Origin of the sequence: Nocardia concava NBRC 100430, assembly GCF_000308815.1 — a bacterium.
GTDB lineage: Bacteria > Actinomycetota > Actinomycetes > Mycobacteriales > Mycobacteriaceae > Nocardia > Nocardia concava.
The window spans coordinates 23,404-47,049 of sequence record NZ_BAFX01000150.1 but is presented as its reverse complement, the minus strand read 5'-3'; the positions used below and the strand labels follow the sequence as shown (position 1 = coordinate 47,049).

At 69.1% G+C, this 23,646-nt stretch carries 20 protein-coding genes; 9 read left to right on the top strand and 11 right to left on the bottom strand.

Annotated features, from left to right (window positions below; genetic code table 11):
* Window positions 1–29 precede the first annotated feature (29 nt).
* Window positions 30–602 (bottom strand): TetR/AcrR family transcriptional regulator, encoded by a 573-nt coding sequence (locus tag ON43_RS34705; protein ID WP_040814393.1) that lies wholly within the window; start codon window positions 600–602, stop codon window positions 30–32.
* Window positions 595–1,446, bottom strand: coding sequence for an alpha/beta fold hydrolase (locus ON43_RS34700; RefSeq protein ID WP_040814391.1), 852 nt, complete (start codon window positions 1,444–1,446; stop codon window positions 595–597). The genes ON43_RS34705 and ON43_RS34700 overlap by 8 nt, the downstream gene beginning before the upstream one ends.
* 258 nt (window positions 1,447–1,704) lie before the next feature.
* Between ON43_RS34700 and lon the strand changes: the two genes are divergently transcribed.
* The 4 genes from lon to ON43_RS34680 all read left to right on the top strand — a co-directional run bounded on the left by lon (window position 1,705) and on the right by ON43_RS34680 (window position 6,166).
* Window positions 1,705–4,089 (top strand): endopeptidase La, encoded by a 2,385-nt coding sequence (lon, locus tag ON43_RS34695; RefSeq protein ID WP_373283522.1) that lies wholly within the window; start codon window positions 1,705–1,707, stop codon window positions 4,087–4,089.
* 100 nt (window positions 4,090–4,189) lie between these two features.
* A complete protein-coding gene (locus ON43_RS34690; protein ID WP_040814390.1) occupies window positions 4,190–4,996 on the top strand; it encodes a heavy metal-binding domain-containing protein in 807 nt (268 codons plus the stop codon).
* On the top strand, window positions 4,993–5,364 hold the full coding sequence (locus ON43_RS34685) for a DUF5073 family protein (RefSeq protein WP_040814388.1): 372 nt from the start codon (window positions 4,993–4,995) through the stop codon (window positions 5,362–5,364). Before ON43_RS34690 ends, ON43_RS34685 begins: the two co-directional genes overlap by 4 nt.
* Before the next feature lie 100 nt (window positions 5,365–5,464).
* Entirely contained in the window at window positions 5,465–6,166 is a 702-nt protein-coding gene (locus ON43_RS34680) for an endonuclease/exonuclease/phosphatase family protein (RefSeq protein WP_040814516.1), read from the top strand.
* Here ON43_RS34680 and ON43_RS34675 read toward each other — a convergent pair.
* The 6 genes from ON43_RS34675 to ON43_RS34650 all read right to left on the bottom strand — a co-directional run bounded on the left by ON43_RS34675 (window position 6,163) and on the right by ON43_RS34650 (window position 12,702).
* Complete coding sequence (locus ON43_RS34675; protein WP_040814386.1) at window positions 6,163–7,155, bottom strand: oxidoreductase; 993 nt, start codon at window positions 7,153–7,155, stop codon at window positions 6,163–6,165. The two genes, ON43_RS34680 and ON43_RS34675, sit on opposite strands and share 4 nt — an antisense overlap.
* A 52-nt stretch (window positions 7,156–7,207) precedes the next feature.
* On the bottom strand, window positions 7,208–7,990 hold the full coding sequence (locus ON43_RS34670) for an enoyl-CoA hydratase/isomerase family protein (protein WP_040814514.1): 783 nt from the start codon (window positions 7,988–7,990) through the stop codon (window positions 7,208–7,210).
* Between the two features lie 32 nt (window positions 7,991–8,022).
* Window positions 8,023–9,087 (bottom strand): DNA polymerase IV, encoded by a 1,065-nt coding sequence (locus tag ON43_RS34665; protein ID WP_040814385.1) that lies wholly within the window; start codon window positions 9,085–9,087, stop codon window positions 8,023–8,025.
* Window positions 9,088–9,157: 70 nt separating this feature from the next.
* Complete coding sequence (locus ON43_RS42945) at window positions 9,158–9,628, bottom strand: hypothetical protein (RefSeq protein ID WP_051179633.1); 471 nt, start codon at window positions 9,626–9,628, stop codon at window positions 9,158–9,160.
* Window positions 9,629–9,796: 168 nt separating this feature from the next.
* Window positions 9,797–10,756 carry a class I SAM-dependent methyltransferase gene (locus tag ON43_RS34655; RefSeq protein WP_083913957.1) on the bottom strand — a complete coding sequence of 320 codons (960 nt, stop codon included), beginning with the start codon at window positions 10,754–10,756 and terminating at the stop codon, window positions 9,797–9,799.
* A 62-nt stretch (window positions 10,757–10,818) separates the two neighbouring features.
* Window positions 10,819–12,702 (bottom strand): ABC transporter ATP-binding protein, encoded by a 1,884-nt coding sequence (locus ON43_RS34650; RefSeq protein WP_040814384.1) that lies wholly within the window; start codon window positions 12,700–12,702, stop codon window positions 10,819–10,821.
* Window positions 12,703–12,852: 150 nt separating this feature from the next.
* Between ON43_RS34650 and ON43_RS34645 the strand changes: the two genes are divergently transcribed.
* Both ON43_RS34645 and ON43_RS34640 read left to right on the top strand, forming a co-directional pair.
* Complete coding sequence (locus tag ON43_RS34645; RefSeq protein WP_040814383.1) at window positions 12,853–15,633, top strand: FAD-binding and (Fe-S)-binding domain-containing protein; 2,781 nt, start codon at window positions 12,853–12,855, stop codon at window positions 15,631–15,633.
* A complete protein-coding gene (locus ON43_RS34640; protein ID WP_040814381.1) occupies window positions 15,630–16,580 on the top strand; it encodes a DNA-3-methyladenine glycosylase family protein in 951 nt (316 codons plus the stop codon). The genes ON43_RS34645 and ON43_RS34640 overlap by 4 nt, the downstream gene beginning before the upstream one ends.
* A 7-nt stretch (window positions 16,581–16,587) precedes the next feature.
* Here the strand turns inward: ON43_RS34640 and ON43_RS34635 are convergent, their stop codons facing one another.
* The 3 genes from ON43_RS34635 to ON43_RS34625 are packed head-to-tail and all read right to left on the bottom strand — an operon-like array spanning window position 16,588 to window position 19,554.
* Window positions 16,588–17,862, bottom strand: coding sequence for an ABC transporter substrate-binding protein (locus tag ON43_RS34635; RefSeq protein ID WP_051179631.1), 1,275 nt, complete (start codon window positions 17,860–17,862; stop codon window positions 16,588–16,590).
* Between the two features lie 11 nt (window positions 17,863–17,873).
* Window positions 17,874–18,698: a carbohydrate ABC transporter permease gene (locus tag ON43_RS34630; RefSeq protein WP_040814379.1), complete on the bottom strand. Its 825-nt coding sequence runs from the start codon at window positions 18,696–18,698 to the stop codon at window positions 17,874–17,876.
* The gene (locus tag ON43_RS34625; RefSeq protein ID WP_083913976.1) at window positions 18,688–19,554 is read right to left on the bottom strand and encodes a carbohydrate ABC transporter permease; all 867 of its coding nucleotides are present in this window, start codon (window positions 19,552–19,554) and stop codon (window positions 18,688–18,690) included. Before ON43_RS34625 ends, ON43_RS34630 begins: the two co-directional genes overlap by 11 nt.
* A 233-nt stretch (window positions 19,555–19,787) precedes the next feature.
* On the opposite strand from ON43_RS34625, the gene ON43_RS34620 reads away from it, so the two are divergent.
* The 3 genes from ON43_RS34620 to ON43_RS34610 are packed head-to-tail and all read left to right on the top strand — an operon-like array spanning window position 19,788 to window position 23,646.
* Complete coding sequence (locus ON43_RS34620) at window positions 19,788–21,668, top strand: SCO2524 family protein (RefSeq protein ID WP_040814378.1); 1,881 nt, start codon at window positions 19,788–19,790, stop codon at window positions 21,666–21,668.
* Complete coding sequence (locus ON43_RS34615) at window positions 21,665–22,597, top strand: SCO2523 family variant P-loop protein (protein WP_245568871.1); 933 nt, start codon at window positions 21,665–21,667, stop codon at window positions 22,595–22,597. The genes ON43_RS34620 and ON43_RS34615 overlap by 4 nt, the downstream gene beginning before the upstream one ends.
* On the top strand, window positions 22,594–23,646 hold the full coding sequence (locus ON43_RS34610; RefSeq protein ID WP_040814377.1) for an SCO2522 family protein: 1,053 nt from the start codon (window positions 22,594–22,596) through the stop codon (window positions 23,644–23,646). The genes ON43_RS34615 and ON43_RS34610 overlap by 4 nt, the downstream gene beginning before the upstream one ends.

Genomic DNA, 23,646 nt, shown 5'->3' with positions numbered 1-23,646 from the left:
GTGTTGTTTTCATGGTCCCGCAATCCGGTTCAGCGTGAGCCGATTTCGCTGAGCCCGCGGTCGAGGAAGCGGATCATCCAGTCGAAACTGTCCTCGGAGTCGCCGCTCCACTGGAAGCCGTCGGAGGATTGCAGGGTGGCGAAGCCATGGAAGGTGCACCGTAGTGTCCGCAGGGCATGCACCATGTCGTCCTCGGCGACGCCGTAGCCGCGCAGCACCACCTGCATGGAATCGAGCATGCGCGAACTGGATTGCAGCAGTGGATCATCCGGCCCGCCGAGCGGTTCGCCGACCGTGGCGGCATAGCGGCCGGGATGCTGAACGACATACTCGCGGAAGGTATTGGCGAAGGCCGCCAGTGCCGCGCTGCCCGTCTTGCCGTGCATGGCGTCGCGGACCCGCTGATCGAGTTCGGTCATGGCGAGCACGGCGATACCGTGCCGCAGATCGGCCAGGCTCTCGATGTGCTTGTACAGCGAGGGCGTTCGCACGCCGACCCGCTGCGCGAGCGCGCCCAGCGACAGATTCGCGAAACCGACCTCGTCGGCGAGGGCGGCCCCCGCGGCGACGACGTCGGTCTTGCTCAGCCCGACCCTAGGCATGGTGTTCCTTCAGGAACGGCAGCACCAGCTCGGCCACCCGCTCGGGCTGTTCGAACTGCGGGTAGTGGCCGGTGCCCTCGACCAGGCCCAGGCTGCCCAGACCCTCCGGCAGCGCGGCGACGATGCGCTTGCCCTCGGCCTCGGGGCTCGGGAAGTCGGGATCGGCGGTGCCCATGATGATGAGCGCGGGCCGGGTCACGTTGGGCACCTGGGCTTCCGCGTCCGCGGGGGTCGACTTACCGGTCTTCATGAACTCGGCGAACCGGCCGGGCTCGCGCAGCTTGGCCTCGACCTCGGCCAGGTACTCGTCGCGGTCGGCCGGGTCGGACGGCATGGCCACCTTCAGGTACTTCAGCCACTGCCCGAGGCTCTTGAAGATCATGGTGCCCATCAGCGGGATCATCCCGCCGCGGTGGCGCGCATTGGTGAAAAGCGCTGCGATGTCCGCCTTCTGGGTGAGCGTGAACGGGTTGATCTCCACGATGGCCCGCACCAGATCGGGCCGCAGCGCCGCCGCGATGGTCGCCGAGCCGCCGGAGAGCGAGTGCCCGATCACGATGGCGGGCCCGCCGCCCAGCTGCTCGATGACCGCCAGCAGATCATTGGCCACATCGGTCCGGCTGATCGCCTCCTTGCCGGTCTCCGACGCCCACTCCATGCTCGACTCGCCGTGGCCGCGCATATCGGTGTTGACCACCCGGTACCCGGCGGCCACCAGCAGCGGCACCAGATGCTTGTTCACGTTCCGGTCGATACCCATGCCGTGCGACAGCACGACCAGCGGGCCCTCACCCGTCTCGTCGTAGGCGATCCGTCCACCGTCGATGTCCACGTACTGCGTCATGGTCTTTACACTCTCTGGGAGTAGCTAACTGCGATAGCCATAAAGCTAATCGCTTTAGCCTAGCTCGTCAACACCCAATCTGAATTCGGTCTCGACCTGGCCCTTCTCATGTTCGCCCCCGGCGAACAAGGTCGCGGAACAATCGGTATACCCCTTGGGTTGAGTAGGTAACGCTCAACCTTGGAAGGGGTCGAAGACGTGACTACACCAACGAACCTGCCGGTCCTGTTCCTGACCGATCCGATCGTGCTCCCGGGCATGGTCGTGCCGATCGAGCTGGACGAGTCGTCGCAGGCCGCCATCGATGCCGCCCGCGCGGGCAAGGTCAACCAGGTGCTGGTCGCGCCGCGCCTCGATGAGGGCTACGCCAGCTACGGCGTCGTGGCCACCATCGAACAGGTCGGCCGGATGCGCGGCGGCGCGCCCGCGGCGGTGCTGAAGGCCGAGAGCCGGGCCAAGATCGGCCACGGCGTGACCGGACCGGGCGCGGCGCTGTGGGTCGAGGCCGAACCGGTCGAGATCCCGGCCGCCGACGGCCGCACCAAAGAGCTTGCGGCCGAATACAAGAAGCTGGTCGTGTCGGTCCTGCAGCGCCGCGAGGCCTGGCAGGTCATCGACGCGGTCAATCAGATGAACGATCCGTCCACGCTGGCCGACGCGGCCGGCTGGGCGTCTTACCTCAGCAATGAGCAGAAGCGCGAAATCCTGGACACCCCGGATACCCAGGCGCGCCTGCACAAGCTGATCGAGTGGACCAAGCAGCACATCGCCGAGTCCGAGATCAGCGAGAAGATCAGCGAAGACGTCCGCGAGGGCATGGAGAAGCAGCAGCGCGAATTCCTGCTGCGCCAGCAGCTCAACGCGATTCGCAAGGAGCTGGGCGAGGACGAGCCCGACGGCGCGGAGGACTACCGGACCCGCGTCGAGAACGCCGACCTGCCCGACGACATCCGCGAGGCCGCGCTCCGCGAGGTCGGTCGCCTGGAGCGGTCCAGCGATCAGAGCCCGGAGACGGGCTGGATCCGCACCTGGCTGGACACCGTCCTGGAACTGCCGTGGAACGTGAAAACCACCGACTCCACCGATGTTTCGGCCGCCCGCGCGGTGCTGGACGCCGACCACCACGGCCTGGACGAGGTCAAGGACCGCATGGTCGAGTACCTGGCCGTGCGCTCCCGCCGGGCCGCCCGCGGCCTGGAGGTCGTCGGCGGACGCGGCTCCGGCGCGGTGCTGGTGCTGGTCGGCCCGCCCGGTGTCGGCAAGACCTCGCTGGGTGAATCGGTCGCACGGGCCCTGGGCCGCAAGTTCGTTCGCGTCGCCCTGGGCGGCGTGCGCGACGAGGCCGAGATCCGCGGTCACCGGCGCACCTACGTGGGCGCGCTGCCCGGCCGCATCGTGCGCGCCATGAAGGAGGCGGGATCGATGAATCCCGTTGTCCTGCTGGACGAGATCGACAAGGTCGGCAGCGACTTCCGCGGCGATCCCGCGGCGGCCCTGCTGGAGGTGCTGGACCCGGCGCAGAACCACACGTTCCGCGACCACTACCTGGACCTCGATCTGGACCTGTCCGACGTGCTGTTCATCGCGACCGCGAACGTCCTGGAGACGATTCCCGGCCCGCTGCTGGACCGCATGGAACTGATCAGCGTCGACGGCTACACCGAGGCCGACAAGGTCGCCATCGCCCGCGACTTCCTGATCCCGCGGCAGCTGGAGCGCAATGCCCTGACCGCCGAGGAGGTCTCGATCACCGAGGAGGCGCTGCGCGAGATCGCCGCCAACTACACCCGGGAAGCCGGTGTGCGGCAGATGGAGCGCCTGATCGCCAAGGCGCTGCGCAAGGCGGCCACCAAGCTGTCCGAATCGGCGGACATCTCCGATAGCGAAAGCGTCATCGTCAAGGGCGAATTCGTGCCGGAGGGTCTGGGTTACGACAAGGAACTGGGCTACGACGGTGAATCCGCCCCGGCCACCGGGAAACTGGTGATCGGACTGGGTGACCTGAAGGAGTACCTGGGCCGCCCGCGCTTCACCCCCGACGGGGTGGAACGCACCGCGGTCCCCGGTGTCGCGACGGGTCTGGCCGTGACCGGGGCGGGCGGCGACGTCCTCTACATCGAGGCCAATGCCGCCGAGGGCGATCGCTCGCTGACCCTGACCGGCCAGCTGGGCGACGTCATGAAGGAGTCCGCGCAGATCGCCCTGACCTACGTCCGCTCCCACCTGGAGGAGATCGGCATCGAGCCGAAGGTGCTGGATCGCAATATCCACATCCACTTCCCGGCGGGCGCGGTGCCGAAGGACGGACCGTCGGCGGGCGTCACCATGGTCACCGCCCTGGTGTCGCTGGCCCTGGGTCGCCAGGTCCGCGCGGATGTCGGCATGACCGGTGAGGTCACGCTGAACGGACGCGTGCTGCCCATCGGCGGCGTGAAGCAGAAGCTGCTCGCCGCCCAGCGCGCCGGCCTGAAGACCGTGTTCATCCCGGCCCGCAACGAGCCGGATCTGGACGAGGTTCCGGCCGAGGTGCTGGCCGCACTGGATGTCCGCCCCGTCGCCGACGTGGCGGAGATCCTGGCCTACGCCATCGAGCCGGTGGCAGAACCGGCCTACGACGGGCGGCAGTTGAGCGCTACCGCCTGACGGCCGAATGATCGAGAGCCGTGCGTCTTCCGTGAAGACGCACGGCTCTCGGCATATTCAGGTCGTAAAGTCGGAGTGACTTCCGATGGAGGGCGGACCCATGCAGCCGAACGATCCGGCACAGCCCGGCCAGCTCGATCAAGTCGCGGGCGAGCGTCTCTCGCACGCGAACCGCATCTTCACTTCCGACCTGTCGGTCAACGAATTCGCACTGCTGCACGGCGCGGGCTTCGACCCGATCGATCTGGTGATGGGCGTGTCCGTCTATCACGTCGGCTTCCAGTTCACCGGCATGCGCCAGCAGCAGGAGCTCCCGGTCCTGACCGAGGCCACCTACCGGGCGCGCTGGAATGCCATGTCCCGCATGCAGGCCGAGGCCGACGCGCTCAAGGCCGACGGGGTGGTGGGCGTGCGCCTGGAATGGCGGCAGCACGGCGAATCCATGGAGCATCTGGAGTTCATCGCCGTCGGCACCGCGGTCCGGTACGCGAAATCCCCTGGCAGCTACCGGCGTCCGAACGGTCAGGCCTTCACCAGTCACCTCTCCGGTCAGGATCTGGTGACGCTCATGCGCACCGGCTACGCGCCCGTCGCGTTCGTCATGGGCAATTGCGTTTTCCACGTGGCCGTCCAGGGCTTCCGCCAGATGCTCAGTCAGATGGGCCGCAATATGGAAATGCCGCAGTGGACCCAGGGCAATTACCAGGCCCGCGAGCTGGCCATGTCCCGCATGCAGGCGGAGGCGGAACGCGATGGCGCGACCGGTGTCACCGGCGTGAGCGTCGATATCTCCAACTACGCCTGGGGATATCACACGGTGGAGTTCTACGCCTCCGGCACCGCCATCCGCCGCATGGGCGAGGGCGATCCCATCACGCCGACGTTCACCCTCGGGATGAATTCGTGACCGACTTCGATATCGACACCGCCACCCGCGCCATCAACGCGGCCCTCGACGGGCCCGGTGGGCTGGGTCTGGTCTTCAATGTCTTCGCCGGCGTCCCCGGAGTTACCCGGACCCCGCCGCGCAAATCGATGTTCCGCTCCGAGCCGGAGCGGGTCCAGATCGGTTCCTGGCGTTACGAGCTCACCCGCGACGACCGCATCAAGGCCGACCACATCGTCGGCGGAATCGTGCTGGCCGAGGAGGTGCTCCCGGCCGCCGGGATCGCGCCGCACCTGGCCCGGGCGCTGGCCGAGATCGCCACCTCCTACGGTGCGCCCGCGCTGCCGCACCTGTCGGCCGCGCTGGAGGTACTGGCCGGAGCGGGTTGAGGCGGCAATCAGCCAGTAACCGTTGATGTTTCACATGAAACCCGCGTTGATTCGACGAACGAAAGCGACACGGTCCGTTCGGATCTCATAGGGTGCTGTGGTGATCACCGTCGCCAGCTGGAATGTCCTGCACCGTGTGCACGCCGATAACTGGACCAGCGATGTCGCGGCCCGCTGGCCGGAGGAAGCCAAGCGCATCGCGGCCGTGACGGCCACGGTGGCGGCCCGCACCGAGACGGTCATCGCGCTCATGGAGGTCAGTGGCGACCAGCTGGCAAGTCTGCGGAAGGCATTGCCGGGCAGGGAGTTCCACGTCCTCGACTATCCGCGGGTACCGCGGCCCCGCCGCCTGCCGAATGTCCTGGATACGCGGACCGAGCACCTCGTGCTCATTGTCGATGGCACCGCGCGGGATGTCGCGGCCGAATCCTTCCTCTTCGACCCGGGCAAGGGCGCGCTGGCCATCGAACTCGACGGACTGCTGATCGTCGCCACCCATGTGACCGGTGACGAGCGCCGCGCCGATCAGCTGGAACGCCTGCGCCTGCTCACCGCCTCCGATCCGGCAATCCTGCTGGGCGACTTCAATATCGACCGGGACACTCTGGCCGCGGCCCTGGGGCCGGAATACTCCGTCGCCGATTTCCCGCCGGATTCCATTCCGACCCGCCCCCGGGACTCCGGCTCGAAATCCCAGTTCATCGACCACGTGGTCGGGCGCGGAATCCCGGTGCGCGACCTGGCCGTCGAGGATGTGGCCGGGGCCTCCGACCACAACCTCGTCCGCGCCGTCGTCGGCTAGAACTCGCCCGCCACCCCGAGCACCGTTCGGCCGGAGTGCGTTCCATCCAGGATGGAGTGCAGGACAGCCTCGGCCTCGGTAATGGGCGCGTAGTTCTCCAGCAGCGAGAGATGCTGGGGCTTCAAGTCTTTGGCCAGCCGGGCCCACAGATCCCGGCGTTGCGCGATCGGGAAGTGCGCGGAGTCGATACCGAGCAGGGACACCCCGCGCAGAATGAACGGCATGACCGTGGTGGGCAGATCGGAGCCGCCGGTCAGACCCGAAACCGCCACCGCACCACCGTATTTGATGGAGCTCAGCACATGGGCCAGGGAGGTGCCGCCGACGCTGTCCACCGCGGCGGCCCACTGCGCCTTGCCGAGCGCGCGCAGCTTCTCGCCCTCGCCGGGCAGCCGGCCGATCACCGAACTCGCGCCCAGCGTCGAGAGCAGTTCGCCCGCACCGAGTTTGCCGGTGGACGCGATCACCTCGAAGCCGAGCCCGGCCAGGATATCGACGGCCACGCTGCCGACGCCGCCGGTCGCGCCGGTGACCAGGACCGGGCCGGAATCGGGGGTGAGACCCCGATCCAGCAGCGCCTGCACGCTCATGGCGGCGGTGTAGCCCGCGGTGCCGATGGCCGCCGCCTCGCGCGGGGTCAGCCCGTCCAGCTTCACCACCCACCCGGCGGGGACGCGCGCGTATTCGGCGAACCCGCCGTGGTGCGCCACGCCGATGTCGTAGCCGTGCGCGACGACCTGGTCGCCGGGCGCGAATTCCGGATCGGTGGAGGCGAATACCTCGCCCGCGAGGTCGATGCCGGGGATGAGGGGGTACTGGCGCACCACGCCGCCGCGCGGGGTGATGGCCAGTCCGTCCTTGTAGTTGGCGCTCGAGTACTGCACCTTGATCGTCACTTCACCCGGCATGAGGAAGTCGTCGCCGACCTCCTCGCGGATGAGGGAGATCCCGTCCTTCGTTTCGTGTGCCACCATCGCCTGGAACTCCATGCCCTGAGCATAGGACTCCCGGCGCTGGTCAAGTCGGTGAAAGCGGCCGAGCTCAGGCGAATTTCGGGGCGCGCTTGCCGGTGAAGGCGGCAATGCCCTCCTGGCCGTCGGCGGATTCGGCGCAGCGGGTGATGAACGCGGCCTCGGTATTGAGCTGCTCCTCGAGGGTGTGCTGGGACGAGACCAGCAGCAGCTTCTTCACATTCGCGTTCGAGCCCTTGGGCCCGGTCGCGAACTCCTGCGCGAGCGAGTCGACGGCGTCGGCCAGTTCCACATCCCGCACCACCCGGTGCAGCAGGCCCCACTCCAGGGCCTCGGCCGCCGACAGGGTGCGGTTGGTGAGCATGAGCTCCTGGGTCTTGCGCAGGCCGATCAGGCGCGGCAGGTAGTAGGACGCGCCGCCGTCGGGGCTCAGGCCGACCTTGGTGTAGGCCATGGTGAAGGAGGCGGATTCGGCGGCGACCACCAGGTCACCGGCCACCGCGAGGCTCATGCCCGCGCCCGCCGCGGTGCCGTTCACGCCCACGATGAGCAGCGCGTCCATCCGGGCCAGCGCCGAGACCGCGCGATGCAGGGTGCCCGCCAGCTGCTCGATGAACGCGCCGGTGTCCGCGCTGGCCGCCATGGCCCGCACATCGCCGCCCGCGGAGAAGAACCGTCCGGCGCCGGTCAGCACCACGACCTTGACGGTCGGATCCTCCGAGCAGTACGAGGCCGCGCGCTCGAGCTCGTCGGCGAGGGCCTGATCGATGCCATTGGCGGCGTTGGGCCGGTTCAGCGTGATGCGGGCGATCGGGCCGTCGTGCTCGAACAGGATGTTCTCGTAGTCGCTCATCGCGAGAATGCCTTCCGTCGGGTGGAACCTCATCACAGCATGGCGTATTCGACGCGGACCCCGAGCAACCGGATGGGGCGGTCCAGCTCGAAGGAATGCAAGACCTCCAGGGCCGTCTGCACGACCTCATCCACATCGGCCGTGGGCGCGGGCAGTTTCCGCTGTTTGCTCCGGGTGAAGAAGGTCTTGGTCCGCACCGTGACACTGACCCGCCCGATGCCCCGGCCCTCGGCCACGGTCTCCTCGGCGACCTGGGTGGCCAGCCGAACCACCGCGGCGTCGAATTCCTCGCGCTCTGTGAGGTCCTGTGGAAAAGTCTCGGATCGGCTGTGTCCCACCGGTTCTCGCGGCTCCGCGATGTCCGTGTCACCCGCACCGTGCCCGAGTACCCACAGATACGGCCCGGTAGTCGGCCCGAACTCGGCCGCCAGTTCCTTTCGGTCGGCCGCGGCCAGATCCGCGACGGTCTCGATCCCCAAGCCGCTCAGGCGCTTCGCGATCCGTGCGCCGATGCCCCACAGCGCGCTGGTCGGCCGATGCGCCATCAGCTCGTCCCAGTTCTCGGCGGTGAGCCGAAAGATTCCGGTCCCGGCGTCCTGCTCGGGCGGCGCTTCCGCGGACTTGCCCACCGCCTTGGCGAACCCGGTGGCCAGCTTGGCCCTGGTCTTGTTGTCCCCGATACCGACCGCGCAGGTCAGGTCCAATTCCTCGATGGCCGAGCGGATCTCGCGCGCCAGCTCTTCGGGATCGTCGGTATCCACCGCGAGGAACGCCTCGTCGAAGCCGAGCACCTCCACGCGCCCCGGAAAGGTACGCAGCAGCGCCATGATCTCCTCGGACGCCTCGGCGTAGAACGGCAGATCCTGCGGTAGGAATACGCCCTCCGGGCAGACCCGCGCGGCCGTGCGCAGCGGCATGCCCGCCCGCACGCCGAAGCCGCGCGCCGGATACGACGCGCAGGACACCACCTTGCGAGGCTCGGCCGGATCGCCGTTGCCGCCCACGATGACCGGCTGTCCGCGCAGCTCAGGATGCCGCCGAAACTCGACCGCGGCCTGGAATTGGTCGAGGTCGACGTGCAGCAGCCAGCGCGTCACCCCTCCGTCATACCGCATGGTCTCCAGAAATGCGGGGATCTGCGGGAACGGTCAGCCGGAACGGCCGGTGCTACCGGGAACGGCGCAGCCAGCGCAGCGGCGAGCGATAGGCATAGCGCGCCTTCACCACGCCGGTGTCCACCGTACCGGTGACCCGGATGAGCGGAGCGCCCGGAAACCGCGGCAGCTTCACCCGATTCGCCACGGTGCCCTCACCGGGCGTCACCCCGTCCATGTCGACCCGCCAGCCGCGCGGAACGATCAGCACGATCGCCCCCGCGCCCGCGGTGACCTGGATGTCGATCTCGCGCCGGGAGCACCGGGCCCGGGTGAAGTCGACGACCAGCTTGCCCGAAACACAGTCGGCCACCAGTTTTTTCGGAACCGTCCAGTCCTCGTCGGTGCGCCGGGTCCCGCCCGTCACCCGTATCTCCATGGGCGGCGCTTCCGCGGCGGGCTGATATCGCCGGGCGCCGAACATGCGCTCGATATCGTCGACACGGGTCGCGGGCGTCTGCCGCTGCACCTTGGTACGGGTCACCGAAACTCCTCCCCCGGCATGTGAAACGATCATGTGGGTTATGCCATGGGAGCTCGAATTATGCCGTACGGCAGGGCATTTCGGGACGTCAGAGCGGCCTCGGGGGCCACAACACGGTGTCGGTTCGGGCACGGTCGGATCACGGCCGTGCCGAACCATGCCAAGCGGCTAGCGGTGGCCCAGGAAAACCGTGGTCGCGCCCAGAATGTAAATGTCTTCGCGCGCACCGACATACGTCTCGGCGTCGGCATCCAGCAGTGCCGCCAGGGTGGCGCGATCCTCCTCGCCGAGGCGGTCGCCGACCCGCTCGCTCAATCCGGTCAGCCACGCGACGACACTGTCCCGCACGGCCGGGGCCGGCGGTGCGGGGTGATCGGTGAGCACGCTGAAGGAGGTCACCGCCTCGAGCCCCGCATTGCCGAGCGCCACATTCCAGCCGTAGGGCATCGGCGTGGAATCGGTGATCTCGGCGCGCATCTGGGCGAAGCCCGCGTCGCGGAGTCCCAGCAGCCGATCCTGCAGGCCGGGCGCGCCGACACCGAGATCCCAAGGCAGGCAACGCACCGGCAGGCCGCCCTCGGCCAATGCCAGCCAGCCGCCCGGGCGCAGCAGCCCGGCCAGGCGGGTGGTGCCCGCCTGCTGATCGGGCAGGTGATGCACCGAGCGCGAGGCCCACACCAGATCCGCGGCGGGCAACTCCGCACCGAAGTCCGGTGCGGCGGCATCGGCCAGCACGGTCTCCACCCGGACCCGATCGTCACCGGCGGTCGCGACCTTCACGGCCTGCTGGGCCACCTCGAGCAATTCCGGCACCGCGTCCACGAGGACGAGGCGACCGCCGCCACGCGCGAGCAGTTCGTGCGCGAAGGCCACACTCTGGCCACCCGCCCCCGCTCCGATATCGAGCACGACAGGCTCGGTCCGGGCCGGAATCAATCCGATCAATCGGCGCGCGATCTCGGCACTGGCCTCGGCCGACATGGCGTCGTCCCGCTGCAGATCCGGGATCATGGTCGCCCAATCGATCTTGTCGTGGGTGTGGCCGTGTCCATGGGAGTGCCCGTGTCCGTGACCGTGGGAGTGCTGATGGCCGTGCGTGTCTGCCTGTCCGTGTGAATGAGAGCCCATGCTCCCGACGCTAACCGCACACGCGCCGGGAGCCCCACTCCTTTTGCCGATCCGGCAAGCCGCTAGGCCGCCGCGACCGGTGCGCTCGTGTCGGCGAACTGGGTGCGGTACAGCTCGGTGTAGCGGCCCTCGGCGGCGAGCAGTTCGGTGTGCGTGCCGCGCTCCACGATCCGGCCGTGCTCGAGCACCAGGATCTGATCGGCATTGCGGATGGTGGACAGCCGGTGCGCGATGACCAGCGCGGTGCGGCCCTCGAGCGCCTCGGCCAGCGCCTCCTGCACTGCCGCCTCCGAGGTGGAGTCCAGTGAGGCGGTGGCCTCGTCCAGGATCACCACGCGCGGCTGCTTGAGCAGCAGGCGGGCAATGGTGAGCCGCTGGCGCTCGCCGCCGGAGAGGCGGTAGCCGCGCTCGCCGACCACGGTGTCCAGGCCGTCGGGCAGGGATTCGATGAGATCGCGCAAGCGGGCGCGCCCCAGCGCGTCCCAGAGCTCCGCCTCGGTGGCCTCGGGCCGGGCCAGCAGCAGATTCGCGCGAATGCTGTCGTGGAACAGGTGCCCGTCCTGGGTGACCAGGCCGACCGTGTCCTGAATCGACTGGCCCCGCAGTTCGCGCACATCCCGGCCGCCCAGCAGCACCGCACCGGAGTCCACGTCGTAGAGCCGCGAAACCAGTTGCGCGATGGTGGATTTACCGGCCCCGGAGGACCCGACCAGCGCCACCATCTGCCCGGGCTCGGCGCGCAGCGAAATGCCGTGCAGCACTTCCTCACCGCCGCGGGTGTCCAGCGTGGCGACATCCTCGAGCGAGGCCAGCGAGACCTTGTCCGCCGCCGGGTAGCCGAAGCTGACGTCGTCGAACTCCACCGCCACCGGCCCGTCGGGCACCGGCACGGCCAGCGGCGAATCCTGGATGAGCGGCTTCAGATCCAGGATCTCGAAGACCCGCTCGAAGCTCACCAGCGCCGACATCACGTCCACCCGGGCGCTGGCCAGCGCGGTGAGCGGGGTGTACAGCCGGGTCAGCAGCAGCGAAAGCGCCACCACCGCACCGGGTTCCAGGGAACCCTGCAGGGCGAGGTAACCGCCGAGCCCGTAGACCAGGGCCAGCGCCAGCGCCGACACCAGGGTGAGCGCGGTGACGAAGACCGTCTGCAGCATGGCGGTGCGGACGCCGATGTCGCGCACCCGCCCGGCCCGCAGCCCGAACTCCGAGGACTCCTGCCGCGGCCGCCCGAACAGCTTCACCAGCGTCGCGCCCGGCGCGGAGAACCGCTCGGTCATCTGGGTGCTCATGGCCGCGTTGAGCCCGGCCGCCTCACGCGAGATCCCGGCCAGCCGATCGCCCATGCGCCGCGCGGGCAGCACGAACACCGGCAGCAGGACCAGCGCGAGCAGGGTGATCTGCCAAGACAGGCTGAGCATCACCGCGAGGGTGAGAGCCAGCGTCACCACATTGGTGACCACGCCGGACAGGGTGGTGCTGAACGCCCGTTGCGCCCCGATGACGTCATTGTTCAACCGGCTCACCAATGCGCCGGTCCGGGTGCGCGTGAAGAAGGCGATGGGCATCTTCTGGACGTGGTCGAACACCGCGGTGCGCAGATCGAAGATGAGCCCCTCCCCGATCCGCGCCGACAGCAGGCGGATGACCAGCCCGAGCCCGGCGTCCAGCACCGCCACCGCCGCGATGATCACCGCCAGCGTGATCACCGTGCGCGGTGCGCCGTGCCCGACGATGGCGTCGACCACCCGCCCGGCCAGCACCGGCGTGGCCACGGCCAGCAGCGCCGAGACGATGGAGAACACCAGGAACGCCACCAACCGCCGATGGTGCGGGCGCGCGAAGGCCAGAATCCGGCGCGCCGTCGCCAACCGCAGCGGCCGCTGCTCGGTGGGCGCGTTCATCTGCCGGTACAGCTGGCTCCACGCCACGGATTCGATACTCATCCCCGCTCCTCACGTCCGGGTTCCATCGAACCCCACGGCACCGACATTAAGACCTCAACAATGGTTGAGATCAAGGGCTTCCGCCCAGGTCGCTCGTTCGCGCTGGGCGAAATACCCGGACGCGGCAGGGCCGCGCATAGGGTTGGTGTCGTGAGCGAGGCGTGGGAGCGAGCGTTGCGCGGTGCGATCACCGGTGAGGTCGACACCGATCCCCGGCGGCGTGCCGAGTACTCCTCGGATGCCTCGAACTATCGGGTGTCGCCGCGCGGTGTGGTCTTCCCGCGTGATGCGGCCGATGTCCAGGCCGCCCTGGACGTGGCGCGCGCCGAGGGCCTGACCGTGACCGCGCGCGGGGCCGGAACCTCGGTGGCGGGCAATGCCATCGGACCCGGGCTGGTGCTGGACTTCAGCCGCCACATGAACACCGTCCTCGAACTCGACCCCGAGCGTCGGATCGCCCGGGTGCAGCCCGGTGTGGTCCTGGCCGCGCTGCAGCGGCAGGCGGGGGCGCACGGGTTGCGCTTCGGACCCGATCCCTCCACGCAGAACCGCTGCACGCTGGGCGGGATGATCGGCAACAATGCCTGCGGTCCGCGTGCGGTGGCCTGGGGCCGCACCTCGGATACGGTGCGGGAGTTGCGGATTCTCGACGGACTGGGCCTGGAGCGGACCCTGCGCGACGACCTGTCCGTCATCGCGGGCCTGCCCGAGTTCACCCGGTCGAACCTGGCGCTCATCCGCACCGAACTGGGTCGCTTCGAACGGCAGGCGTCCGGGTACGCGCTGGAACACCTGCTGCCGGAACGCGGTTCGTCGATCGCCAAGGCCTTCGTCGGCACCGAGGGCACCTGTGGACTGTTGCTGGAGGCCACCGTCGATCTGGTCCCGATACCCGCCGCGACGGTGCTCGTGGTGCTCGGCTATCCGGACATGCCCACGGCCGCCGACGATATCGCCGCCGTCATGGCCGCGCGGCCGATCGCGGTGGAGGGCATGGACGCCCGCCTGGTCGATGTGGTGCGCACGCATCGCGGCGGCGCGGTTCCCGAGCTACCGCGCGGTGGCGGCTGGCTGCTGATCGAAATCGAGGGCGACACCACCGAACACGCCCGCGACCGGGCGGAGCTGCTCCGTACGAACGCGCACGCCCTGGACTCCCGGGTGGTCATCGACAGGGCGGAAGCCCAGGCACTGTGGGCCATCCGTGCCGACGGTGCGGGCCTGGCGGGCCGCACGCCCGACGGCCACCCCGCCTGGCCCGGCTGGGAGGACGCCGCGGTGCCGCCCGAGCGTCTCGGCGACTACCTGCGCGAATTCGACGCGCTCATGCGTGAGCACGGTCTCGACGGCCTGCTCTACGGCCACTTCGGCGACGGCTGCATCCACGTCCGCCTGGATCTGCCGATAGCCGATGCGCCGCAACGCTTCCGGAGCTTCCTGGAGGACGCGGCCCGCCAGGTGGTGAAGTTCGGCGGCTCGCTGTCGGGCGAGCACGGCGACGGCCGGGCGCGCTCGGATCTGCTGCGGTTCATGTACTCCGGTGAGGCCCTGGACGCCTTCGCCGGATTCAAGGCCCTGTTCGATCCCGATGCCGTCCTGAATCCCGGTGTGCTGGTGGCCCCGCGCCCGATCGACGCCGACCTGCGGCTGGCCGGTCTGCGCCCGCTGCCCACGGTCGGCGGCTTCGCCTTCCCGGACGACGGCGATCTGGCCACGGCCGTGCACCGCTGTGTCGGGGTCGGCAAATGCCGGGCCGATACCCGCGCCGCCGGCGGCTTCATGTGCCCGTCGTATCTGGCCACCGCCGATGAGAAGGACAGCACCCGCGGTCGCGCCCGCGTGCTGCAGGAAGTCGTTCGGGGAGCGCTGGATTGGCGTTCCGAGGCCGTCGCGGAATCGCTGGATCTCTGCCTGTCCTGCAAGGCCTGTCACTCCGACTGCCCGGCGGGCGTCGATATGGCGACCTACAAGTCCGAGACGCTGTACCGCCGCTACCGGCGTCGGCCGCGCCCGATCGATCACTACTCGCTGGGCGGGCTGCCGCGCTGGCTCGGCGCGGCGACGCGCTCACCGCGGCTGGTGAACAAGTTGAGCGCCGTGCGGCCGCTGCGCCGCCTCGGACTGCGCCTGGCCGGTATGGACGCGCGACGCGCGGTGCCCACATTGGCGGACAAGAGCTTTCGTCGATCCTGGACCCCGTCGAGCGCGAACCCGGACGCCGAATCGACTGTGCTGCTGTGGATCGACACCTTCACCGACGCCTTCGATCCCGAAATCGCCAGCGCCGCCATCGAATTGATCGAATCCCTCGGTCATCGCGTACGCATTCCCGACACCCGCGTCTGCTGCGGCCTCACCTGGATCAGCACCGGTCAACTCGACGGCGCGCGAAAACACCTGCGCGCCACCGTCGATGCCCTCGCCGACCATGCCGTATCCAGCGGTCTGGTCGTCGGCCTGGAGCCCTCCTGCACCGCCGCACTCCGTGACGACCTCCCCCGATTGCTGCCCGGCGATCCGCGCGCCGCCGCCGTGGCGGGAGCGGTCCGCACCCTCTCCGAATTCCTGGAGTCCCACCCCGGCTGGCAGCCCCCCGATCGCACCGGCCACACCGTCCTGGTCCAGCCGCATTGTCATCAGCACGCCGTGCTCGGCTTCGCCGCCGACCGCCGGATTCTGCGCGGCACCGGCGCGGCGGTGATCGAGATCACCGGCTGCTGCGGGCTTGCGGGCAACTTCGGCATGCAGCGCGGGCACTACGACGTCTCGGTCGCCGTCGCGGAGAACGGCCTGCTCCCGGCCCTGCGCGCGGCGCCGGACGATTCGATCCTGATCGCCGACGGCTTCTCCTGCCGCACCCAGGCCGCGCAGCTGGCGGGTCGCTCATCCCTGCATCTCGCCCAGTTCCTGACCAATAGAATGGCGCGGTGACTTCAGCGCCGCCCGCCCGGACCGCCCCGGTCGCGAGCGAGCGCAGCCGCACCCTCCGCTCCGAGCGGCCGATCGATCTGGCCGCCACCGTCTCTCCGCTGCGCCGCGGCTTCGGTGATCCCTGCCACCGCGAAACCCCCGACGGCTCACATTGGCACGCCTCGCGCCTGCCGTCCGGCGCGGTCACCTACCGGCTCCGGCAGGCCGACCGGCACACGGTCGACGCGCGGGCGTGGGGTCCGGGCGCGGAGGAATTCCTGGAGCGGCTCCCAGCCATGCTGTGTCTGGACGAGGACGTCAGCGATTTCGCGCCCGAGCACCCCAAGGTCGCCGAGGCGCACCGGCTCAATCCGGGCCTGCGCATGCTGCGCACCGGCCTGGTCTGGGAGGCACTGGTCCCGGCGGTGCTGGAACAGAAGGTGCACACCAAGACCGCCCATGACTCGTGGCGGAAACTGGTGTGGCGCTATGGAACTCCCGCGCCCGGCCCGGCGCCGCAGGGGCTGCGGATCATGCCGGACGCCGAGACCTGGCGGCACATCCCCTCGTGGGTCTACCACCGCGCCAATGTCGGGCCGCAGCGGTCGAAAACCATTGTGCTGGCCTCCCGTATCGCGCCGAAATTGGAGGAGGCGGCGACCCTGAGTCACGCCGACGCCGCGAAACGGCTGCGCACCGTGCCCGGGATCGGCGTCTGGACCGCCGCGGAGATCGCCCAGCGCGCCTTCGGGGATTCGGATGCGCTGTCGGTGGGCGACTTCCACCTGGCATCCATCGTCGGCTGGACCCTGTTGGGCAAGCCCATCGACGACGACGCCATGGTCGAATACCTGGAACCCCTACGCCCGCACCGCTATCGCGCCGTGCGCCTGCTGGGTCTCGCGGGTTTCGCGCGCAAGCCCAAGTTCGGTCCGCGCACGCCCTACACCGATCACAGCCGCATCTGAGCGTCGATCACCGTTGCGCTACAGCGGCATTCGCCTCGCGCTGCGCGCGGGCCAGCGCGTCGGGTACCGGAATCCGGCCCAGGTACATCTCGTCGAGAATCGGCGTGATGGCCCGCAAGGCCGCCGGGAATCCGGCACCCCCGCCGGCCGCGATCGTCTTGCCCTGCAGCACATCGAAGAACGGCGAGACATCCACCCCGTGCCGCGCCCAGTAATCGCGGTAGACCTGCTGGTCGGACACCACGGCGGGAATGGTGGCCCCCTCGGCGCCGAGATACCGGTTCCCGTCGGCGCTGCCCAGCCACGCCAGCACCCGCCGCACCGCCTCCGGATGCGCGGAGGCCGTATTACCCGCGACACCGATCGCGTTGTCCGCGCTCACCCGACCGTCAGGCCCTTCGGGAATCATGGCCAGCCCCCAGCGGAATCCGGCATTCTTCGCAATGGTGGCGAGATTGAAGGTCCCGGACTGGAACAGCGCCATGCGGCCCTGGAGAAAGGCGTTCTTGGCGAAATCGCCGCTGGTATTGGTGTCCGCGGCGGACGGGGACAATCCGTCCGCGACCAGCGCGGCGGTGTATCCGAAGGCGTCGCGCCCCTGCGGTGAGTCGAAATCGAAGCGACCGTCCCGCTGCAACTGTCCGCCCGCCGACCCCAGATAGGGCAGCGAGATGGATTGAAAGTCGTTGGCGGCGTTGTACGGCCACCCCGACACCGGAGCCAGCCGCCGCAGCAACGGCCGGAACGTATCCCGCCCGGCATCCGGACTCCACCGTGCCGCGGCCAGTTCGACGGCATCGACCCCGGCCTTCTCCAGCAGCTCCCGGTTGTAGTAGACGGCGGTGCCCGCGTCGACGAACTGCGGTACCGCCCAGAGCTTCCCATCGCGCGTGTACTGAGCCACGGCCCGGGGATCCCAGATCCGCGCGGCCTCCGGCCCCAGGGCCTTCGCGATATCCACCAGGTGCCCACTGTCGGCGTAATCCTCGTAGAGATTCGTCCAGAACAGATCGTCGGCGATCCCGCCCGCGACATCCAGCCGCAGCTTCTGCGCGTAGGAAGCCCACGGCACCACCGTGATTCGCACCTCGACATCCGGATTGACCCGCTGGAACTCGTCCAGCGAGGCCCGGTACGCCGACACGAAGCTCTGATCCCAGATCCGCAGCCGCACCACCGTGCGACCGCCGCCCTCGGTATCGCGTCCGAGCCATACCGCCGCGGCCACCAGCAGTAGAGCGACCGCGAGAATCCCGAGCACGGCCCGGGTTGAATCCTTCATTCGCGGCCCGCTCATTTGAGCCCCGTCACCGCGACGGACCGCAGCACCTGCCGCTGGAACACCACGAACAGCACCACCAGCGGCGCGATGGCCAGCGTCGTGGCCGCCATGATCAGCGTCCATTGCGCGTCGTACTGCGTCTGCATGTTCGCCGTCGCCACGGTCAGCACCTGCCACCTGCGCCCGGACGCCGCCACCAGCGGCCACATGAAGTTGTTCCATTGCGCGACAACGGTGATGATCGTGAGCGTGGCCAGGATCGGCCGGCTCATCGGCACCACGACGCTCACCAGAATGTCCAGCGCCGTGGCCCCGTCCACCCGCGCCGCGTCGATGATCTCGCCGGGAATCGCCCGGAAGTACTGGCGCAGCAGGAAGATCGCGTAGGGCGAGCCGAACAGGAACGGCAGCACCAGCGCCCAGAAGGTATTGAGCCACCCCAGCTTCGCGAACATCAGATACAGCGGCACCAGCGTGACCGCGGTCGGCACCATCATGGTCCCCAGATAGATCCAGAACAGCACATCGCGTCCGGGAAACTCCATGCGCGCGAACGCGTACGCGGCCATGATCGACACGACCAGCTGTCCGCAGGTGATACACACCGTCATCAGCGCCGTCACCGCCACCGCCCGCCCGACCCCCTGGTCGAGCACGGTCCGGAAATTGTCCAGCGTCGCGGGATGCGGTGCAGCCAAGGCGGATTCGTTCGCGAGCTGTCGCGGCGTCTTGACCGCGGTCATGGCGCTCAACACCAGCGGCGCGACCGTCACCAGCGCCCCGAGGATCAACAGCGCGTAGGCCGCCCCCGCCCGCACCGCCCGCTCAGTACTCATAGCTGGTCCGATCCCGGAGGTACCGGTGCTGCCCCACGGTGATCACGAACATGACCGCGAACACCACCACCGCCATGACCGCCGCCCGCCCCGGATGCGCCGCCTCGAACGCCTCCGAATACAGCCGCATGGCAACCACATCCGTGTGATGGTCCGGCCCGCCCTTGGTCAGCGCATATACCGCGTCGAAGGTCTGGAACACGGTCAGCACCCCGGTGACCAGCACGAAGAACATGGTCGGCCGCAGCAGCGGCAGGATCAGCCACCGCACCCGCCGCCACCCGGTGGCCCCGTCGAGAGCGCCCGCATCGAGGATCTCCCCCGGAATGGCCCGGATCCCCGCGACGAAGAACAAAGCCACATAACCGACATTCATCCAGACGATCACCGACGCCACCGCCGGCAGCGCCAGCGTCGGCGAACTCAGCCACTCCACCCGCCGCCCCAGCAGCGCGTTCAACGCCCCATCGCTCGGCGCGAAAATCCACTGCCACACCACGCCCACCGCCACTGGCGCACACATCCACGGCAGCGCGTACACCACCCGCAACACGGTCCCACCCCGCCCGCGCCGCGCCAGCATGGCCGCCACCGCGAACCCGAGCGCCGTCTGCACCGGCACCACGATGGCCGTCAGCCCCAGCGTCACCAGAATCGAATGCCCGAACTCCCGATCGGTCAGCACCGACCGCCAGTTCTCCCACCCGGTGAACTCGATGGGCCCCAACAGATTCCAGCTGTGCACGCTCAGCCACAGCACCACCGCGACCGGCAGCAGCAGAAAGCACCCCACCCCGATGAGGCTCGGCAACAGCAGGGCGTAGCCGACCGCGGCATGTCGGCGTCGTGCGGTCATCCGGTGGCGAACCGTCCGGTCCATGCTGAGACCATTCACGATCGGCGACGCTACCGGCGGCATAAGCGACACTCGCTTTCCCACGCCCGATCTGCCCGATATTGCCCTGTGCCCGACGCGATTTCGGGCCTGCCTTCCACCCGGTGCGCGCGCCTGGCGCATGATAGTTTCAGCCGCGCGCGTTCAGAGCTACAACGGCGAGGCTGGCCACGACAGGGCAGGGGACGGCGTCGATGAGAATCAAGCCACGGGAACAGATCCTCGGAGTCTGGCGGTCCATGTTGACCGCGTGCTACCGCGATGAACAGTGGGTCTGGGACGGTCGCAACGGTTCCAACTCCATCAGCGACGCGGAGCAGCTGCTGTGCCTGCTCTATCCGGCCACCGAGATCGACGGGTTCGGGCTGGAGCGCCCGGACGAGATCGCCGACGATATCCGCGAGGTGCTCGCGCCCCTGGGCGACAACGGGCTGTCCATCGGCGAGCGGGTGGTCTGGCTGCTCGAGCAGTACGTCGAGCGCTACACCGAGCGCGATCCGGAAACGAATACCGAACTGCCGGTCTTCGCCGCGGGCAGCTACCTGGCCGCCTCCGACGGCACCGAGCCGACCGCCGACCAGCGCAAGCTCGACGTGGTCGACTCCTATTCGATGTCACTCACCCTGTGCCTGGCGGCGCTGAAGTTCCTGCGCGGCTTCAGCGGTCCGGTCGCCGAGCAGGCGGTGGCGCGGCGCACCCGGCTCGCGGTGGAGCTGGGCCCGCGCATCGAGGCTCTCGACGCCCGCATCAATGTTCGGCTCACGGCCGCCATGGTCGGCCTGATCCGCAGTTTCGTGGTCAATACCGTCAAGCCCAAGTCCGAGGCCGGGCGCGCGATGCTGTCCATGCTCAATCAGACCGGCAGCGCCCCGGAGACGGTGGTCGCCGCGGTCCGCAACCGCCTGGACCGGGTGCGCATCCGACTACGCAACGATGCCACCCTGAGCCAGGTCGAGGGCGTGGACCTCGATACCGAGGGCCTGCTCTTCGAATGCGGTTGGAGCTGGGGCATTGTGCGCAAGGCCGCGACCATCGACTTCGTGAACATGCCGATCGCGGACCAGCCCGGCCATGCGGTCGCCCGTCCCTACCTGCATTTCACCGTGGTGGCGTTGGACGGCATCAACGACCTCACCTCGGTGCGCACCCGCGAGCTGGACCTGCTCAACAGCCAGCAGCGCCGCCTGGCCGAGGCGCTGCAGCTGCGCTGGGATCTGGCCCAGCGCTACTGGGCGGCGGTGGCGCGCTTCGGTTCCGGGCGCTGGCCGCTCGAGGACATTCCGTGGCGCACCTCCGACGGCGAGGAGTCGGACTACTTCAGTCTCATCGTGTCCGCGGTGCTCATGCAGGATCTGCTCAACCGCGAGGCCAATGACGACGATCTGGACCGCGCCGCAACGATTTTCGACGAACTGGCCCGGCGCGGCCGCATCATCCGCCGCTTCACCGAGGACGATCCGGCCCGCACCATGCACACCCCGGGCGTGAGCCTGCGCCTGCACGGTAGCGAGGACCTGGACGGTCCGCTGCTGCGGTGGACGGTATCCGATTACGCCACAGTGCTTTTGAAGCGCACGCTGCAGGCGGCGCGGCTCTCGGGCACGGTCGAGACCCGCGATCAGCTGATGGCGCTGGCCCAGGCCACCATGGATCATCTGGACCTGCGCGCCTTCCGGGGCGGCCCGGCCACCGGCCTCTGGGACGACCCGAGCCGGATCTTCGGCGGCCCCGAGGTCGAGCTGCCCTCCTGGTATCTCACCGAGCGGGTGGTGGAGTGCATGGTGACCGCCGCGCGCATGTACCGGGAACCGCCGCTGCGCTCGCCGACCTCGGTGACCCGGGCCATGGAGCTGCTGACCGAGGCCGAGCACCTGCTCAATCGAGAGATGCTGGAGCTCAGCGAAACCGACGTGTCGGCCGGCCGCACCGCCCTGATCCTGGCCGAGCAGCGGCTCGAACGCGCCCGCGAACTGGTGGACGAGCGTCCCGGCACCGCGGTGAGCCTGGCCTCGCAGGCCCTGCTGGAACTGGATGAGCTGGCCTATGCCCGCTCCGACGCGACCAGGAGCGAATGACCGTGCTGGTGTTCTCGGCCTCCGACAAGGGCGGCACCGGCCGCTCGGTGACCAGCTGCAATATGGCCTACTGGCTGAGCATGAAGGGTCTCAAGGTCGCGTACCTGGACTTCGACTTCGGATCACCCACCGCCGGAGGCACTTTCGAGATCAGCCGGATCGACAACGGCATCACCGACGGCAGTGGGCTGCACGCCTATCTGCTCGACGAGAACGGCACGCCCGCCCGGCTCAGCGTGCGCTCCGAGACCGACCGGCCGGAACTGAGCCGGTCCCGGCACCCCTCGGGCCGCCTGGTGCTGTTTCCCGGCGACCTCGGCGGATCCGAGTTCACCACCCTCGACGAACGCATGATCAACCGCTGCGCGGCGCTGTTCCTCACCTGCGAACAGGAATACGACGTCACCTTCGTAGATCTGAGCGCGGGCCGGTCCATCGCGCTGGCCCTGGCGCTGAGCGCCACCAAACAGCCGCAGCTGGCCCGGGCGGTGTGCCGCTGGCTCATCTTCCACCGCTGGACCCGCCAGCACATCGCGGCCGCGCACGGTCTGGTGCACGATCAGCACGGCGTGCTCGAGACCGGTGAGGCCTGGGGACACGACCGCGTCGAACTGCTCGGTTCGCTGCGCTACATCCGCACCGCCGTGCCCGAACTCGGCGCGAGCGGCGGGCTGCGCCCGGCCCAGGCGGCCTGGTTGCAGGAACAGCACAACACCCTGACCCGCGCGGCCAATCGCCACGGCATGGGCGAGAGCGGGATACTGGGCAGAATCCCGGTGGAACCGATGCTGCAGTGCCGGGAACAGGTGATCCTGGACGTGGACGTGGCCGCACACGTGGCCAATGCCGCGACCGTGGAGGCGTTCCGCTCGCTCACCGAGAAACTCATGAACGACGCCGTCTGGGAACAGGTGGAGGTGCGCCGATGAGCTCCGCGACCGACTACAGCGAGGCAGGTGAACGCAATCGCGTGGCCGGACAGCCGCTCTCGCATCTATCCATCGAGGTCGGGCACTTCTACATGGACGAGCTCGTCAACGGGGTCGACCGCATCCACGCGCAGCTGCGTAAGGTGGCGCCCATCGTCGAGGCCCAGATGGACGCCGCCGAAAAGGAATTCGGCCCCGGCGCGCGGGTGAGCACCTGCTTCCTGGTGGACGACTACTTCTGGACCCGCACCGCGTCCTCGCGGTCCCGGGACGCGCGCCGCAAGTCCGATCCGCGCGAGGTGCTCGAGAAACTGCTCGCCGCGGCGGCGGAATGCGGGGTGCGCATCGACTATCTCGCCCGCGAGGCGGGCTGCGCGGAGGTGCCCGGCTTCCTCGACGGTGAACCCGTCGGCGAGCCGGTCCGCCTGGCCGAGATGATGGCCGCCCGCATCGTCGCCGAACCCGCGCGCGACAGCACCGGCCGCCGCCCGCCGACGGTGGAGTCCGGCTGGCTGTGCAATGGCCGCCGCTCCTCGGAATTCGATGCGGGGCAGGCCATGCGGATCGCCCGCTACCGGCCGCCGGAGGAGTTCGGCGCGCGCAATCACTCGATCTTCCTGGATGTGCAGCTGTGGAGCCGCCAGCTCGAGGAGGTGGCCGGGCAGGAGGTGGAGAGCATCCTGTGGTCCTGCCCGTTCCTGGCCGCCATCTGGCAGTTGTTGCGGCTGGGCATGATTCGCGACGAGGGCGCCATGGTGGCCGCGCCGGTGCCGTGGGACGACCCGTGGCCCGGCGACTGGTCGCGGTTGCCCGCGGTGGTGCAGCTGAACCCGCGGGCCAAACCCTTCGCGGCCTATCGGGCGCTGTCCGTGCTGCCCTACAGCTACCTGGGCATCGAGCACGCGGTCCGGGTCATCCTCGACCATCTGCAGCTCGACGACGATGTGCAGGCCAAACTGGCCGAACGCGGTGCGGGCGAGCGAATTCCGGTGGAGGTCCCGCGCCAGGCCACCCGGCGTTTGAACCACATCTTCCTCGGGGACGTCTGA